The 17,132-nt window shown below is 31.6% G+C and carries 13 protein-coding genes; 7 read left to right on the plus strand and 6 right to left on the minus strand.

Annotated elements, in window-relative coordinates; translation table 11 throughout:
* Window positions 1–89: 89 nt before the first annotated feature.
* Both AB3G34_RS07320 and AB3G34_RS07325 read right to left on the minus strand, forming a co-directional pair.
* Window positions 90–1,967 carry a sodium:solute symporter family protein gene (locus AB3G34_RS07320; RefSeq protein ID WP_367770387.1) on the minus strand — a complete coding sequence of 626 codons (1,878 nt, stop codon included), beginning with the start codon at window positions 1,965–1,967 and terminating at the stop codon, window positions 90–92.
* Window positions 1,967–4,216 carry a GH92 family glycosyl hydrolase gene (locus tag AB3G34_RS07325; protein WP_367770390.1) on the minus strand — a complete coding sequence of 750 codons (2,250 nt, stop codon included), beginning with the start codon at window positions 4,214–4,216 and terminating at the stop codon, window positions 1,967–1,969. Before AB3G34_RS07325 ends, AB3G34_RS07320 begins: the two co-directional genes overlap by 1 nt.
* 128 nt (window positions 4,217–4,344) lie before the next feature.
* Here AB3G34_RS07325 and AB3G34_RS07330 point away from each other — a divergent pair, with 128 nt between their 5' ends.
* Window positions 4,345–5,403: a sensor histidine kinase gene (locus AB3G34_RS07330; protein WP_367770392.1), complete on the plus strand. Its 1,059-nt coding sequence runs from the start codon at window positions 4,345–4,347 to the stop codon at window positions 5,401–5,403.
* 69 nt (window positions 5,404–5,472) lie between these two features.
* The gene (locus tag AB3G34_RS07335; RefSeq protein WP_367753516.1) at window positions 5,473–6,186 is read left to right on the plus strand and encodes a LytR/AlgR family response regulator transcription factor; all 714 of its coding nucleotides are present in this window, start codon (window positions 5,473–5,475) and stop codon (window positions 6,184–6,186) included.
* 233 nt (window positions 6,187–6,419) lie between these two features.
* Here AB3G34_RS07335 and nagB read toward each other — a convergent pair whose 3' ends face one another.
* From nagB to AB3G34_RS07355, 4 genes are all read right to left on the minus strand, one after another.
* Window positions 6,420–8,351 carry a glucosamine-6-phosphate deaminase gene (gene nagB, locus AB3G34_RS07340; RefSeq protein WP_367753518.1) on the minus strand — a complete coding sequence of 644 codons (1,932 nt, stop codon included), beginning with the start codon at window positions 8,349–8,351 and terminating at the stop codon, window positions 6,420–6,422.
* 115 nt (window positions 8,352–8,466) lie between these two features.
* Complete coding sequence (locus AB3G34_RS07345; protein ID WP_369753921.1) at window positions 8,467–10,596, minus strand: alpha-L-fucosidase; 2,130 nt, start codon at window positions 10,594–10,596, stop codon at window positions 8,467–8,469.
* Window positions 10,597–11,220: 624 nt separating this feature from the next.
* Window positions 11,221–11,430, minus strand: a complete 210-nt coding sequence (locus AB3G34_RS07350) for a hypothetical protein (protein ID WP_367770394.1) — start codon at window positions 11,428–11,430, stop codon at window positions 11,221–11,223.
* A 47-nt stretch (window positions 11,431–11,477) separates the two neighbouring features.
* Window positions 11,478–12,455 carry a hypothetical protein gene (locus AB3G34_RS07355; RefSeq protein ID WP_367770396.1) on the minus strand — a complete coding sequence of 326 codons (978 nt, stop codon included), beginning with the start codon at window positions 12,453–12,455 and terminating at the stop codon, window positions 11,478–11,480.
* Window positions 12,456–12,908: 453 nt separating this feature from the next.
* On the opposite strand from AB3G34_RS07355, the gene AB3G34_RS07360 reads away from it, so the two are divergent.
* From AB3G34_RS07360 to AB3G34_RS07380, 5 genes are all read left to right on the plus strand, one after another.
* On the plus strand, window positions 12,909–13,631 hold the full coding sequence (locus AB3G34_RS07360; protein ID WP_367770398.1) for a sensor histidine kinase: 723 nt from the start codon (window positions 12,909–12,911) through the stop codon (window positions 13,629–13,631).
* On the plus strand, window positions 13,604–14,314 hold the full coding sequence (locus AB3G34_RS07365) for a LytR/AlgR family response regulator transcription factor (RefSeq protein WP_369753922.1): 711 nt from the start codon (window positions 13,604–13,606) through the stop codon (window positions 14,312–14,314). The genes AB3G34_RS07360 and AB3G34_RS07365 overlap by 28 nt, the downstream gene beginning before the upstream one ends.
* A 118-nt stretch (window positions 14,315–14,432) precedes the next feature.
* Window positions 14,433–14,789 carry a hypothetical protein gene (locus AB3G34_RS07370; RefSeq protein ID WP_367770403.1) on the plus strand — a complete coding sequence of 119 codons (357 nt, stop codon included), beginning with the start codon at window positions 14,433–14,435 and terminating at the stop codon, window positions 14,787–14,789.
* Between the two features lie 294 nt (window positions 14,790–15,083).
* Entirely contained in the window at window positions 15,084–16,220 is a 1,137-nt protein-coding gene (locus tag AB3G34_RS07375; RefSeq protein WP_369753923.1) for a saccharopine dehydrogenase family protein, read from the plus strand.
* Between the two features lie 195 nt (window positions 16,221–16,415).
* A complete protein-coding gene (locus tag AB3G34_RS07380; RefSeq protein ID WP_369753924.1) occupies window positions 16,416–17,126 on the plus strand; it encodes a GYF domain-containing protein in 711 nt (236 codons plus the stop codon).
* The last annotated feature ends 6 nt before the right edge of the window (window positions 17,127–17,132 follow it).

Here is a 17,132-nt window from a genome sequence, read left to right on the forward strand (position 1 = left end):
TATTTAATTTATTTGTTAAACTTAACACTATCTTAGGTCTAATTCATTTTTAATAATCACACCCGATTTAAACTTATACTATTCTTCTTTTAATTTTTTATTTTTCTCACTTTATCCAACCACGTATATTTTAAAATAATCGAAGTAATCAAGAAAATGACTAGTGATACTATCGTTTTGGGATAATCTCTAATTATAAAAAATATTGGAAGGACAATCATGCTTGATTGCCATATAATTCCAATAAGACAGTTCAGCATATCTTTTGTAAAATCATTATTTTTTTCAAAAGTTAGATCTTTACTTTTTAGTTCATTATAAACTGGTTTCCACCATCCCCAAGGTCTTACATTAGTATAAAATGATTTTAACACTTCTATATCTGTAGGTTTACTAAAGAAAGTCCCTAGCAAGCAACCCAAAGTAGAGAAGGTCAATATAACTGGAAACAAATAGATAGCTTGCATTTCAGACAAATCGTATAGAAATGTTCCAGAAGTGAAGTTCCCTTTATTTTGGTCTAAAACAAATTCTAAAGACGCAACCACTAATCCAGAAAACATACCCCAAAAATACCCCCAACCATTGAAACGCCACCATATCCATTTTAAAAAGTTGGCTGCTACATAACCCCCAAACAATGCACTTGTTATCCATAAGGTCAAGGAATTAATAGAATCAGCAAAGAAGCCCATAAAAACACCCAAACCAACTACTAAGAAAGAAGCAACTTGACTTATTTTAATATAATGAGAACTAGACTCATTTGGCTTAAAATATTTTTTATATAAATCATTAACAATATAGGCTGGTCCCGCATTTACAAATGCAGAAAAAGTAGACATAAATGCCGCTAACAATCCAGCTAATAACAGTCCTTTTATTCCAACGGGAATATGAAGATTAATTACTTTTGGCATTAATACTTCTAAATCGGCACCACTTAAATTTGGATTAATAGCCATTTCAGGAGCTAAGGTTACCAATGCTATTACAACGATTCCAGCAATTAATAAATATCTAGGAATAAACAAAATAAGGTTTGTAAAACCACTCATGTATGCGGCCTCTTTTACAGATTTAGTGGAAAGAATTCGTTGCAAATCATAACTTGGTGTTGGTCCAGCTATACTAGCAAAAAAACCTTTAAACAAAGACATTCCCACTAATGAACCAAACATTTTATAGCCTTCAGTATTAATTAAATTATCAAAAGCTTTGAATTTTGCCCCCCAGTGTGATCCTAATTCCGCAGAAAAGAATACATTTTTCCATTCAGGAGTAATTACAGAATTAATTTGAACATCAGTGTAATTAATCAATGTATAGCCAGCAACAAGTACTCCTGCTATCACCATAATCCCGTATTGCAATACTTCGGTTGCCACCACCGAAAACATACCTCCTTTTATCGTGTAAATTGTTGTTAAGAAGATAACCAATAAAGCATACGATTGCTCCGAATTTAATACCATCATATCTCCTATTTGAAGGGCTAAATTCCAAGGTAAAATAATGGTCATAAACTTACCAATTCCTTCAAAAAAGTAGGCGATAAAACCTATCGTAGAAACAATGGCAAAAACAGCTACAATTATATGAGAAGCTTTACCTGCATTGTCGTTACCAAAACGGGTTAAAATCCATTCAGATCCTGTCATGGTATTTGATTTACGGATCCAAACTGCCAAAAACATCATGACAAAGATTTGGTTCCAAATAGGCCAAAGCCACATAAACATAAAACTTTTGACACCATATAAAAACAATACCCCAACCATCCAAGCCGTTCCAGATACGTCAAACATACCTGATCCGTTACTTAAACCTAGATAATACCACTTTATAGAATTTCCCCCTAAAAAATAATCATCTAATCCTTGCGAAGCTTTTCTAGAAATCCAAACTCCAATACCTATGGTTAATATTATATAAAATACAATTATTGATACATCAATGCTATCCATTACTTTACTGATTTAATAGTTAAACCCCATTTTTTATTAGGTTCAGATCCCATAACGAAATATAAAATACCACCTTGTAAAAGTTGTTGATGTGAAATTGTTGTTTGGTTGAATACAACTCCATTTAGAGTAGCCGATTGAATGTAGAAATTCTTGTTGGAAACATTTTCTGCCTGTATAACAAATGTTTTTCCATCTTGAAGATGAATTGTTGATTTTTCAAAAATTGGACTTCCTATTTCGTACTCACCAGAAGCTGGATTCATAGGATACAATCCCATTGAACTAAATACATACCAAGCTGACATTTGACCGCAATCTTCGTTACCACTCAATCCATTAGGTGTAGTATTGTATTGTGTATCTAAAATATAATGCACCCAATACTGTGTTCTCCATGGTTCATTAGCATGATTAAACATATAGGAAATGTGATGACTTGGCTCATTACCATGTGCATATTGTCCGATTAATCCCGAAATATCTGCAGAAACATTATCTCCAGTTATCTCTGAACTTTCAGTAAATAATTGTTCTAAACGTTTTACGAAAATGTCGTTGCTTCCATTTAATGCAATAAAGTCATCTACATTTTGTGGTACAAACCAACTGTGTTGCCAAGCATTACCTTCCGTATAATCAGTATGTTCTCTATGATTAGAGTGTTTTGGATCAAAAGGTGTATTCCACGTTTTTCCGTCTTTTGATTTTCCACGCATAAAGCCAGTTATTGGATCAAATAAATAGCGATACGCTTGAGAACGTTTCAAGAAATAATCATAATCCTCATTTTTTCCTAATTCTTTAGCCATTTGAGCTACACACCAATCATCATAAGCATACTCTAAAGTTATTGTTACTGATTCATCCAGTAAGTCATAAGGAATATAACCGTATTGTTTGTATAAATTCAATCCGCGTTCGTCTTGCATCATGGTTGCTTTCATAGCGGAATAGGCTTTTTCAGCATCAAACCCTTTTATTCCGTTTTTATACGCATTAAGAATCACAGGAATCGAATGGTAACCTGTCATCGTATTGGTTTCATTCCCGTATAAGGTCCAAACAGGCAATATTTTTTTAGTTTCGTAATAAGCTAACATAGAATTTACAATATCCGAAGACTTGTCAGGAGCTAATAAAGTCAACAAAGGATTTTCGGCTCTAAAAGTATCCCAAAGCGATAATGTAGAATAAGCCGTGTAATTAGTAGCAGTTATAATTTGGTCATCCTCTCTTCTAAACTGTCCGTTCTTATCACTATAAGTAACTGGCGCTAATTGGGCATGGTAAACAGCAGTGTAAAACATCGTTTTTAGCGAATCAATTGGAGTTTCCACTTCAATTTTGGATAATGTATTACCCCAAATTGTTTTGGTTTCTGATTTTGTAGTTTCAAAATTTCCAGTATCTAAATTCTCTTTGGCATTAGCCAAACTAACCGAAGACAAAGCTACTTTTACAAACAACTCATTGTTTTTATTATTAACAAAAAACAATTGCGAAGTTACTTTCTCTCCCGAAGTTGTAGTTCCTTTTATAACTTTTCGGTCAGCAATTAATTCCTGTCCTGTAATAGACTTAGAAAATTGAGCCACAAAAAATACTTTTTGATTTTTAGCCCAACCTGTGCTGTAACGATAACCACTTATGGTATTATCATTTTCAATCGTAATCCCTGTTTTTGTTGATTTGTCCCAATTGATTGCAAAACCAAGATCCACTACTACAGACTGCATGTCATTTTTAGCAAATGTATATTTATGATAAGCAGTACGTTTTGAAGCCGTTAACTCCACATTAATTTTAGGGGTTTCAAGAAAAACTTGGTAATATCCAGGTATTGATGTCTCATTAGAATGGCTATATGTCGACTTATAGGCAAGTAAATCTCTAGAAGTAGGTTGTGCTTTTAAATCTACCTTTTTATTTATTGGCATAAATAATATATCGGCCAAATCACCAATACCTGTTCCGCTTAAATGCAAATGGCTAAAACCTGCCACTATGGAATCAGAATAATGGTAGCCCGAACACCAATCCCAGCTAGAAACACCATTATCAGGACTTACTTGAAGCATTCCAAAAGGAACGGTTGCTCCTGGATAAGTATGCCCGTGCCCACCAGTACCAATAAACGGATTAACATGTTCGATAAAAAGTAACTTAGAGCTATCATTTTTATCTATCTTTATCTTACAACCTGTAAGTAAACCTGCAGCTAAAATAAATAAGGAAATTTTCTTCATAGGAATCTATCTGTATATAAAAATAAAATTATTTAAATTTAGCCTTTTTTAAAACTTATTTAGACAGACGACATATAAACTGAGCTAAACATCAAAAAAAACAGTTTCAAACACTCATTCTTTAGAAAATGAATTTCAATTCCAGCAAATTTTACAAAATACCATTACATTATCATATAATATTTTGGTTGATTTATTTTTTATTCAACACCTTTCGATGGGGAAGTTATTTCAATGATTATCTCTACTCTTTTAAAACAAATTTATTGGGTTTCCCAATTCACATTACCCTGTGTTATTTGAATATTTTAATTCTGATGCCTAATTTGGTGTATCGAAAAAAATATACACTATATATCCTTTCGGTTATTGCCGCATTATTTATTATGGTTTTGGTAAAGTTTAATCTTACTTATCTTTTAATTAGCCATAATGTTTGGCCAGAAGGCCCCGAACAAATAGAAAAATTATCGTTTAACTATTTTATAGACATGATGATTGGCGAACTTTATGTAATTACATTTGTTACAGCCATAAAAATTACATTTGACTTTTTAAATGAACAAAAAAGAGTAACCGATCTTGAAAAATCACAATTAGAAACGGAGTTGCTTTTTTTAAAATCTCAAATATCTCCGCACTTTTTCTTCAATACACTTAATAACATATACTCGCTATCAGTAGAAAAATCAAATAAAACGCCAAAAGTGGTAATTAAACTTTCCGAGTTAATGCGTTATATGTTGTATGAAACAAAAAATAAGAGACAAACCTTAGAAAATGAAATTCTATGCATTCAAAACTATTTGGATTTAGAAAGAATCAGAAATGACGACCGATTAGAGATTAATATGTCCATTTCTGGAGATATTCATGATAAAGAAATAGGCCCCATTTTATTACTGACATTTGTTGAGAATGCTTTTAAACATGGCGTAAATAAAAATATTGGAAAAGTAAAAATTGACATTAGCTTCGAAGTTAAAGAAGATTTTCTTTATTTTACCATTAAAAATCCAATGCCTGCAATTACTAAACACAAAGACAATTTAAACAGATCAAGTGGTATTGGTATTGAAAATGTCAAAAAAAGACTGGAATTAGGATACAATAAAAATGATTATAAGTTAACTTTTAAAAATAAAAAGAATAGTTTTGTCGTTAAGCTTATCATTAAAGTGTCTTAGCAAATGATATCTTTTTTTTTTAGAATATACCCCTATAAATTATTTCGCTTAAAAAAATAATAGATTGAGATGAAAGTAAATTGTTTGATTATAGATGATGAGCCATTGGCTATCAATGTTATTAAGAATCACTTAGAACATATTGAAAATTTTGAATTAATAAACAGCTTCAGTAATCCTATTGAAGGTTTTAATTTTTTAAAAAACAACAGTGTTGATGTCATTTTTCTAGACATAAACATGCCTGTCCTTGATGGAATTAACTTTATAAAAAGTTTAGAAAACCCACCTTTACTAGTTATTACCAGTGCCTACGACCAGTTTGCTATTGAAACCTACGAATTAGATGTTTTAGATTACTTAGTAAAACCTATTGAATTCCCTAGGTTGATGAAAGCGATAAACAAGATCAACAAAAGATTGGAAGGTACTTCTAAAGCTCCTCAAGAAAACAGTAAAGAAAATCCCTTCATTTTCGTTAAAATTGATAAAAAGAAAATGAAGAAAATCTTTTTAAATGAAATTTTAGTCATTGAAAGTCTAAAAGATTATTTAAAAATAAACACATTAACAGGGAAATACATCATTCACAGTACGCTTGCTGATTTTACAAACTTATTACCTGAAAGAGATTTTATAAGAATACATCGATCTTACACTATTGCTATCGATAAAATTGATGCTGTTGAAGGAAATAGTATAGAAATAGAAGGACTTAGATATGTTATTGGAAGGTCATACATCGACGAAGTAAAGCAAAGAATTCTAAACTCATCGATCTAAAATTTGGTGAAAAAATTAAATTTTCAGTACTTATTTTTGGCATTTACAGATTGCTAAAGACATGAAAAAACCATCTAGTGCTCCTTAGCTTTCATGTTGCATTCTTTTTATTCATTTTTCACAAAATTTATTACAAAAAAAATGCAACCAAAAAGATGATTGCATTTTAAAACCAAGGTAACTAACCTAAACAAATTATAAACCAAATAATTTACTGTATTATAACACCAAAACTAGAAATGATAGCGTTTAAAAGCTTCTATGGCTGAATAATCCGCCAATCCCAAATCATGATATTTTTTTGCTGTTAATCTATTTCTATCTTCTGCGCGTACCCAAAACTCTCTGCTATCGTCCCCTTGGAACATCACTCCATCTTTTTGAGATTGGTGATAAAAAATAGCATGACGTTTTTTAAGTACTTGATCCGGACTCATTGGTACTGCCATCTCAATTTGATACGATTCCCATTCATGCCAAGCTCCACGGTACAACCATACCCAACAATCATCCATATAACTATTATGTTTCAGTCGCTCTAAAGCTTCAAACAAACTATCCAAACACACCTTATGTGTTCCATGCGGATCAGCTAAATCGCCTGCAGCATAAATTTGATGTGGTTTTATGTCTTCAATGAGATTACACATAATATCTATATCAGCATCTGTAAGATTCCCTTTCTTTACTGTTCCAGTTTCATAAAAAGGAAGATCAAGAAAATGAACATTTGAATCCGCAACTCCTAAATATCTTGTAGCACCTAAAGATTCACTTCTTCTAATTGAGCCCTTTAATTTTCGAACTTCAATCGTATCAATATCATTTTTAGACTTATTTTTTAAAAATTTGATGATACTATCAGATTCACTAGACACTGAATTTAAAACCGTAGAAACTTCGGCAAATTTTAGTGCTTCATCATTTGAAACAGCTATATTACCTGAAGTTTGATAGGCAACATGTACATCATGTCCTTGCTCAACTAATCGATCAAAAGTTCCTCCCATTGAAATAACATCATCATCGGGATGTGGGCTAAAAATGATGATTCGTTTTTGCTCTGGTCTCGCACGTTCCGGTCTATAAGTATCATCCTCATTGGGTTTTCCACCAGGCCATCCGGTAATGGTATGCTGCATTTTATTAAACATTTTTATATTTAAATCATATGCAGTCCCTTCTTCTGTTAAAAGACTAGACATTCCGTTATCGTTATAATCTTTATCCGTTAATTTAAGAAACGGCTTCTTCGTTAATTCACTCAACCAAGCAACAGCCTTCAATTTTAACTCTTCGGTCCATAAACATGATTTTACCAACCATGGTGTTTTTACACGTGTTAACTCCGACGAAGCCTCAGTATCTAAAACAAACGTTGTGTTATTATGTTCTTGTAAATAGGTCGCAGGAACTTGAGAAGACACATCTCCTTCAATTGTTTCCTTTATGATTCCTGCTTTACTAATTCCCCAACCAAGAAGTACAATTCTTTTGGCATTTTTTACAGTACCAATCCCCATTGTTATTGCTTTTCTAGGAACATTATCAATTCCTAAAAACGCAGGTGCAGCGTCCATACGTGTTAAATGATCTAGCGTAATACTTCTAGTACCAGAATTGATATGCGAGCCTGGTTCATTAAAACCTATATGCCCAGTCCTTCCAATACCTAAAAGTTGAAAATCTAACCCACCATAGGATTTAATCTTCATTTCATAATCTATACAGTATTGTTGTAGTTCTTCATTACTAACTTTTCCATCTGGGATATTTATATTTTCAGGGTTAATATCTACATGATCAAAAAGATACTCATGCATAAAGTGATAATAACTCTGAATATTATTTTTATCCATCGAATAATACTCATCTAAATTAAAGGTTACCACATTCGTAAAGCTCAACCCTTCTTCCTTATGCAATCTAACCAGTTCTTCATACACTTTAATAGGTGAAGATCCAGTTGCCAAACCTAAAATACAAGGCTCATTCAATTCTTCTTTTCTCTGAATTAAATTTGCTATTTCTTGCGCTACTAATACTGAAGCTTCTTTCGATGAATCAAAAATTACATTATGAATTTTTTCAAAACGTGTTTCTTCAAACTTTCCTGCTTCCTTGAAGCCTATACCCTTTTTAAAACTTATACCTTCTTTAATCATTTGTCAGTAATTCATTTAATTAATACTATAAAATTAAGTATTTGCTAGTTGTTCAAAATAAAAATTCGACTAATAACCAGTAGTCTTCGGCAAAGAACATAATTATCAACTTTAATCAATTGTTTTTATAATCTCCTTTATTAGTCTGCTGTTTTTCAATTACATTTATTTCTGCAATTGATACTGTTTGTATTTTACCAACTCCCGCTTTAGCTACAAATCGAAGGTATTTAGCTTTTACACTTTCAAATGTCTTTACTTGCTCTATCGGATTATTTTTAATATTTGAAAATTCTCCTTCTGATTGCTTATTCCATTGATTACCATCAAGACTGGTATAAAATTCATAATAGGAAATTAAGTTTAGATTATTTCCTACTTGTTGCGGCACATAAGTAAACCCGTTTATAGTAAGAATGCTTCCCATATCTAACACCACTTCTTGCGGTAATTTATTCGTTCCATCTCCAAAACTATAATCTGTAGTTGGGTTCCCATCAATTATTCTGTTTGCTCTATTTAAATCACCACTTGAAATAGAAACTATTCTCCATTTTTCTTTAGACTGTCCATACTTTACCTTTTTAATGGCACTACTTATATTCTCCTTAGTGTTTCTGGTAAATGCTTTTATTTCGACTGCCGCATCATATTTAAAAGCTCCTTTATACAGGGTACTATTCATCGTTGGAACAGAACCGTCGACTGTATAAAAAATACTATTCCCTACATCAGATTTCATGGTTACTAACCCCTTATTATCCCGTTGAATATTTGGCATACGAACAAATGTAGGTGCGTTAAATGCTTCAATATTAGCAATTACTATACTTGCTTTTGAATCTGTAACATTGACTCTAAGCGCCGAAACTACAACCCTATCAAATCTTAAAATTCTTTTGTATCCTATAGTAGTTTGTTTCGCAATTGTTTTCCATTGTCCACCTACTTTAGCTTCTACATTAAAAGCTTTCACTCGTTGTCCTAATTTTATGTATTCCTGAAGTAAAATTCGATTAACAGCTGTGGGCTTATTAAATTCAAATAGTAATGAAGCTTTTTTAACATTATCATCGGTAGCCCAATAGGTATTTTTATCTCCATCAATCACGTTTTTAGCAGCATATTCGCTTTCGCTTCCTCTATAACTATCAGTACTAACTGTACTAGCTGCTAATAATTCTATTTTAAAATCGGCTTTAATAACTGCCGAAAACTCTTGTAATCTTGCGACATCATTTTCGTTGATTAATCCTCTTTTATCTGGAGGCAGGTTCAATAAAAAAGTCGAATTACGACCTACTGATTGATAATAAAAATCAACCATTTCATCTAAGGAATGTACTTTATCATCTTCTATAGTGTGGTAAAACCATCCTGGTCTTATCGACACATTTGTTTCTCCAGGCACCCATTTTTCTCCATCTTCATGCCCCGACATAAAATCTGTATATGGCACTTTTCCCGCTAACTCGTCCTTTTGACGCAATAAAGACCAGTTAGTTTCATTAGCATAACCCTCTTCATTTCCTATCCATCTTGCTTCTGATGGACCTACACCCCAAACCAATGTTTTTGGAGCAATTTTATAAATTAATTGATAGGTTTCGTCCCATTTATAATATTCCAGTGTATTAATCTTTCTGGTTTCATTAGCACCTCCATAGTATCCATCACCACCATTTGCTCCATCAAACCACATTTCGAAAACATCACCATAATTAGTCAACAACTCTTTCAACTGATTTCTGAAATAAGTTATATATTCTGGTTTGCCATAATCAGGATTGTTTCTATCCCAAGGAGAAAGATACAGTCCTAATTTCAAATTGTATTCTCTGCATGCCTCTGCTAATTCTTTAACAACATCTCCTTTTCCATTTTTCCATGGTGAATTTTTCACAGAGCGCTCCGTATATTTTGAAGGCCACAAGCAAAAACCATCATGATGTTTGGCCACCAATATGATTCCTTTCATTCCGGCCTCTTTTACAACACGAGCCCATTGATGTGTATCCAATGCAGTAGGATCAAACAATTGAGGTGATTCGTCTCCATAACCCCATTCTTTATTGGTGAATGTATTTAACGAGAAATGTATAAAAGCATAAGATTCCATTTCTTGCCAATTGATTTGTTTTTGGGTCGGTAATGGACCATAAGGTTTTGGTGCCTTCACTGATTCTTTACAACTAGTACACAGTACGATGAACAAAAAACTTATAAATAGCGAAACATCTTTCATCTGAAGAATATTTAATTTTTTAATTAAACTATTGTCGCACAATAGTAACCTAAATTTCTGTTTCAATAAATACTATTTCGACCAACAACAATTATAGAACAGTATTGGTGATTTAAATGATTTAATTCATTTGCTTTATTGGATTAGTGTCTTCAAGGAATTATTATAGTATCCACTATAGCACACCAGCTTGCACTATTCCTATTTCTTGCAGGTGCTACTGTAATTAAACTATTTTTATCTAAAATATTAATCAATAAGAATTCTGCTTGAGTTAGTATCCATTCAGTCAATAGTTTTCTATATTAAACACTATACTATTTATCTAGATTTTGATTCTTAATTAAGCCTTAATCAGCAAATCTTATAAAGGTTTTAGAATCTAGTTCAGAAATTTTACCAATTCTTTTAATAGCCTAATTAACCTATTTACTATTGCAATCGAGACACAATAATCTGGCATTCTTCAATCACTATTAAAAGCTCCCCAAATAGATAATTAGTTAGCAATAATCAATTCAATTATTATCTATTAGGTTAGACCAATTCAAAATAAAAAACCACCAAAATAATAATTTTGATGGTTTTAGTATTCTATGAAAAGACTTGAAAATTAGAATAATATTATTCTAATTTTATGCATTGATACCCAATACTATTTACATATTCTACAATTTTATTACTATCTAATTTTTCCGCTTCAATTCTGAGTATTTTATCACAATCTTCCAAATCAAAATTGACTTTATAATCTGGGAAATGAGTTTTAAAAATTGAAATTATATAATTCGTAACCGCTTTCTTTTGCACATTTGTTTTAAAAACCTCTACCATAATTACTTTTTTAAACACTACTTATTAATTTAAATAAAAGAACATTCCTAGAATAATTTATACGAAACACCTAATCTAAAATAAAACTGAGGATCTACTTTTTGATCGTAGATATATTTATTTGTACGCTCTCCTTTTTTTGTAATACGAGTATTGATCACGTTATCTAATCCCGTTTTAAACAACCCATATAATTTTGGAGTAAATCGAAATTCATAAGTGATTCCTGATTTTAACTCTAATTGATTTAATTCATAAATTCCTTTCAATTCGGGGGTGTTAAGATCTAAATAAAAATTCTCTGAATTCAATTCGGTTCCAAAAGAAACTCGCCCATTTTCTAATAATTGTCTTCTAAACAAAAGACGTTGAGGAAGAACAAAATCAATATCCCATTTTGTATTTTCAAATTTATGATTATAGGTAAAAATAGGCGTTACTGGAATTATCGAAGATGGATCTAAAGAGACCAGAGCACCAATAGTCATGGTTGTAAATTCGGTTTTTTTGATTACTAAATTTGCAGTAATCAATCCTTTTACACGTTGCGCATTTTTTTCATTTCCATCAACAGTAAAAGTTGCATTATAAATTATAGGCTTTTTAAAAAGCGTCGATATATAAGTAGCACTTATTGATCCTGATAAATAATGAAACTCTTGCTTATCGTTTGAAAATGGACCAATGGGATTTGTGTTAGCTGAAGTCCCAAGATCGAAAGTTTCATATTTATAGCGCAACGAACTTGTTAAAACAAACCGTTTCGAGTTTGAAACATAAAAAGGTAAATTAAATGCCACTTTAAATCGGCTATGATTATCAATTCTACCATTTTCAAATGGCAGATCAAAGAGCTTTGAATTAAAATTAGTCGTTCCTAGTTGCTCATACTGAACATCAAATGTTCGTGTTGTTGGAAACTTATCGGTTATTGCTTTACCAAAAGTTTTTAAACTTGTTTTTTCTTGAGCAAATGTATGCAATGAATTACATAGAATTAAAATACAAATAATCTTTTTTATCATAATTGAGGAGCTAATTTATAATTGTCATTTTCTATTGAAACTAATGCAAAAATACTCTAGAAGCATCAAATACAATCGACTAATTATACTAACGGCCTACAATTTATACTAATGGCGTTCAAATAATTTTACAACAAAAATAATTGTAAAACACAATATTCCTTTATTTTTGCAGTTATGAAAATCCTTAAAATATATCAAAACTTTTTCCTTAGAAACCTCTTTCTAAATATAATCGTTTTAAGCATTCTGTTTTTAAGTATATATGACGAAGTACAACCGCTGAACCACAATTTTATCTATATTTTAAAGAAAATAGCACTGGGTTATTTGCCTTGTATCCTCTGTATCACCTTTTTTAACTTTTTTTTAATTAAACAATTATTATTCAAAAAAAAATATAGAATTTTTCTTTTTCTTTTTATTGTTTATTGGGTCAGTTTTTACATTTTTATGAATTGGTATTTTCCTGCAGTTGGACTTGGTAGATTAAGAACATTTTCTATATTATCTTTTATTGTAAATGGAGTTGCTTTTTATTTCCTGCATATTGTAATCACAAAAAAAATTACAGAAACAGATAAAGAAATTATTAATTTCAAATCGGAACTTTCATTTTTAAAACAGCAACTCAATCCTCATTTTCTTCTTAATGCAATGAATAATTTATATGGAGAATCCTTAACCAAGCCAGAAAAATTGCCAGACCGAATATTAAATCTTTCAGACATGCTTCGTTATCAAATTGAGGCAACCAAAAAAGATTTAGTACCTTTAAAAGAAGAAATAAACTTTGTAAAAAAATACATCGAATATTATACTTTTAGAAATGAGCGACTTGTTATTACCCAAAACTTTGAAGGCGTTTTTGATAAAATTGAAATACCCCCTTTATTCTTTTTGCCATTGGTAGAAAATGCAATTAAATTTTCTGGAGAAATGTCTGATCCTACAATAGTTTTAAAATTAAAATTAAAAAACGGAAATCTATCTTTTAGTTTACAAAACAATTGTTTAGAAACCGATTCCAATCTTTCAAGTACAGGAATAGGAATCGAAAACCTTAACAGACGTTTAGAAGTTTACGGATTGAAACATGAGCTTAATTTTAAAAAAGAAAAAAGTACATTTAGTATAAAATTAAACATATGGAACTTACCTACCGTTGTCTCATAATTGATGATGAAACGCCAGCTCATAAGGCTTTAGCGTCACATATTGCTAAGTATGAAGATTTAGAACATTCTGGAAGTGCCTATAATGGAAGAGAAGCACTTAAAATGCTGAATGAAAATAACTATGATATTATTTTTTTAGACATTAATATGCCTATCATTTCAGGAATTGAACTGATGGAAATGCAACCAAATAGACCAATAACAATTGTAACAACAGCCTATTCTGACTTTGCTCTTTCCGCATATCAAAATGATGCCATTGATTATTTACTAAAGCCAATTTCATTTGAAAAATTTGAAAAAGCAATTGAAAAAGCAAAAACCTATTATTCTGGAATAAGTTTAAAAAAAGACGAAAATAAAAAAGACGAAGTTCTTACTTATCGTCTTAACGGTCAAATAGTGGAATCCCTGCTAGACGATATTGTTTATATTGAGAGCCTAGGTAATTATATAAAGCTATACAGTACAAAAGCAAAACTACCAGTGATTATATATGGTTCTTTATCTAATATAACCATTGAATTAGATAATGCTAATTTTCTGCAAATACATCGCTCCTATATCATTAATACAAATAAAATTCAATCTACCTCTCAAAAATCATTAACGATGTGTGATGGGAAAATTATTCCTATAGGTCGAAAATATCAAATTTTACTGCACCGCTATTTCAAATAAAATAGTACCATTTGTAAAATGTATTAAAAGCTATGATCCGGCAAGATTTGAATACAAAAAGTCGAAAAAGAAAAATCACTCGTTGAAGCAATAATAAAAACATCAAGTATAATAAAAAATGACAATTCAAGATTTAGTAGGTACCTACACTATTGAAGGTAGAAATCAAGACGGCATTGCACAACTCAGTTACAAAGGGGTACTCACTTTATCTCTTGATGAAAATAACCGAATTGTAGCCCATTGGTTAATAAGTGATCAAGTGCAAAACGGCACTGGTTTTTTCAAAGACAATATCCTAGTTATTAATTTTAACTACCGTAGCGAAGACGAAACCATCTACAAAGGTGTTGCCGTCTACAAATGCATCAACAAAGACATACTCGATGGCTTTTGGTCCGAAAAACACGGGAATCCTTTGTATTTAGGAACAGAACAGTGTTTTAGAATAACATCTAAAGAATTTTTAAACTAACAAAAGATAAACTTAACATTCAAAACTTCTTCTAAAAATAAGTTGGCTGTCCAAGCAGGCTATTCACTTCAAGTCCGCGGTATTCAGCCCATAAAATATAAGCCCAAAAACGAGCTTCCTTTGGTCGCAGTTTTGGGCTTTGTTTTATAAAAGGCTTCATTCCTTGCGGGCTTTTCGTTACTATCCTTGACAGAAAGACTACTTTACAAAATAATATTTTTACATCAAACTACTTACTATTAAATTAAATAACTAACATTCAGCAATTTAAATAAAATTCACTAACTTTAATAAATGAAAAAGCAATTCCATATTATTATTGCTGGTGCGGGAGGCATTGCTGAGGCTGCTGCTTTATTATTGATGGAATGGAGCGAAGTTACTCCCAGCATTTTTATAGGAAATAGATCGATACCCAAAGCTATAAAAGTAGCCCATTGGGTAGAAAACGGATGTACAAAACCATGCACTATTAAACCGTTTCTATTGCCTGAAGATGGAATTACACCTGAAATGATAACCATTTTAAAGCAAGCCGATATCATATTGGATTGTTTACCAGGCAGTCAAGCACCCAAAATGGCACAACTCGCTAAAGAATACAACCTTCATTACGCCAATCTTACGGAATATGTTGACGAAACTAATAAAATAATTGCCTTAGCCAAAAATTCACAAACAGGATTTATTCTTCAGACTGGTTTGGCCCCAGGTTATATAGATTTATTAGCCAATGGATTATTTCAGCAATTTTGTATTGATTACAAAGTCAACTCCGTTCATACCTTAGAATTCAAAGTAGGTGCATTAACTAAAAATGCTGTTGCTCCACATTATTATGGTTTTACTTGGAGTCCCGTAGGTGTAGCTACTGAATATTTGAAAGACACCATTGTGCTGCGTGATTACAATAAAACGACACTCCCTTCTCTATCTGAAAGAGCTACAATTATAATTGATGGTATTACCTACGAGGAAGATTTAACCTCTGGCGGTGCTGCCGATTTGCCTGATGCCTTAACTGGAAAAGTAGGTACACTCGATTATAAAACGCTGCGCTTTCCTGGTCACTATGCATGGATAGAAAAACAAATTAATACCAAAGACAATACTACGACAGCAATTCAAAAACTCCAACACAAAATGGAAGTAGCTATTCCACATGTTGAAGACGATCAAATTGTATTATATGCTGCTGTAGAAGGCAAGGATATAGAGGGTGTATTGCGCCGTCGAGAAATAGCTAAAACCATATTACCTATTCTAGTAGGGAAACATTATTTAAGAGCCATACAAACTACTACGGCAGCTCCTCTAGTACAAGCAGCACAACTATTACTGGAGACTAATCCACAAGGTGCTATCTTGCAAAGTCAAATTGATTCCAATGCCTTTCTAAAAGGAAATTATGTTTCAAGAGTATACGGTTGATTTTTTGTGAAAACAAATAAATAAAAAACTAACTATAAACAAGTCCATAAACTAATTAACGAGAGTATTTTGTTAATTATCTCTTGATGTGATAGCAGTGAATTTCAAAACAATTCAACTCACGAAATTAAATAGGAATACTATTTTTTTTGTAATATTACGCTGTACTTTTACATAGAAAATTGTAGCATATCAATGAGAACGTATTACATTAATAACGGCAATGAAAATGGCGGACCATTTACGCTAGAGGAACTAAAAACCCAACAAATAAAGGAAACCACATTAGTCTGGCATCAAGGTATGGACGAATGGAAACATGCAATTGAGATAGCCGATTTGAGGCCTTTTTTTAATATTGTTCCTCCACCTATAAAACGAGCTAGTCCTACTCAAAAAGTAAAATCTACCGAAACATCTAAAACTATTTTAGGCCTTAAGAAAAGTTATTTCTTTTTGGCTATAGCTTTTTTAGCGATTATGATAATTGTCTTAGTACTGAATATCATTCAGAATAATAAAAGAAATGAATTAGACATAAAAAACAAACAAACAGAGTTTGGTAACGAACAAATTAATCTACAACAAAAAGAATCGAACGAACAACGCATTCAGGAAGAAATACAAAAAAGAATAGAATCTGAAAATAATAACAAAAGAAGAAAAGATTCCATTACTACTCGTCTAGCCGAAATCAAAAATTTACTTATTGAAGATAAAAATCAATTGGTCGAATCGAAAAACAACCTAATTGATGCCGAAGATTTTAGATTATTACGATCAGAAAGTACTAAAGACGAACAGATTCGTTCCATACAAAATGATATAGAAAACTGGAGAAAAGAAATTGATCAACTAGAAAACGAAGCCAATAGATTGTATCTTGAACTAGAAACAATACACTAAAGCTAT

This window comes from Flavobacterium sp. WC2409 (assembly GCF_041200085.1).
GTDB lineage: Bacteria > Bacteroidota > Bacteroidia > Flavobacteriales > Flavobacteriaceae > Flavobacterium.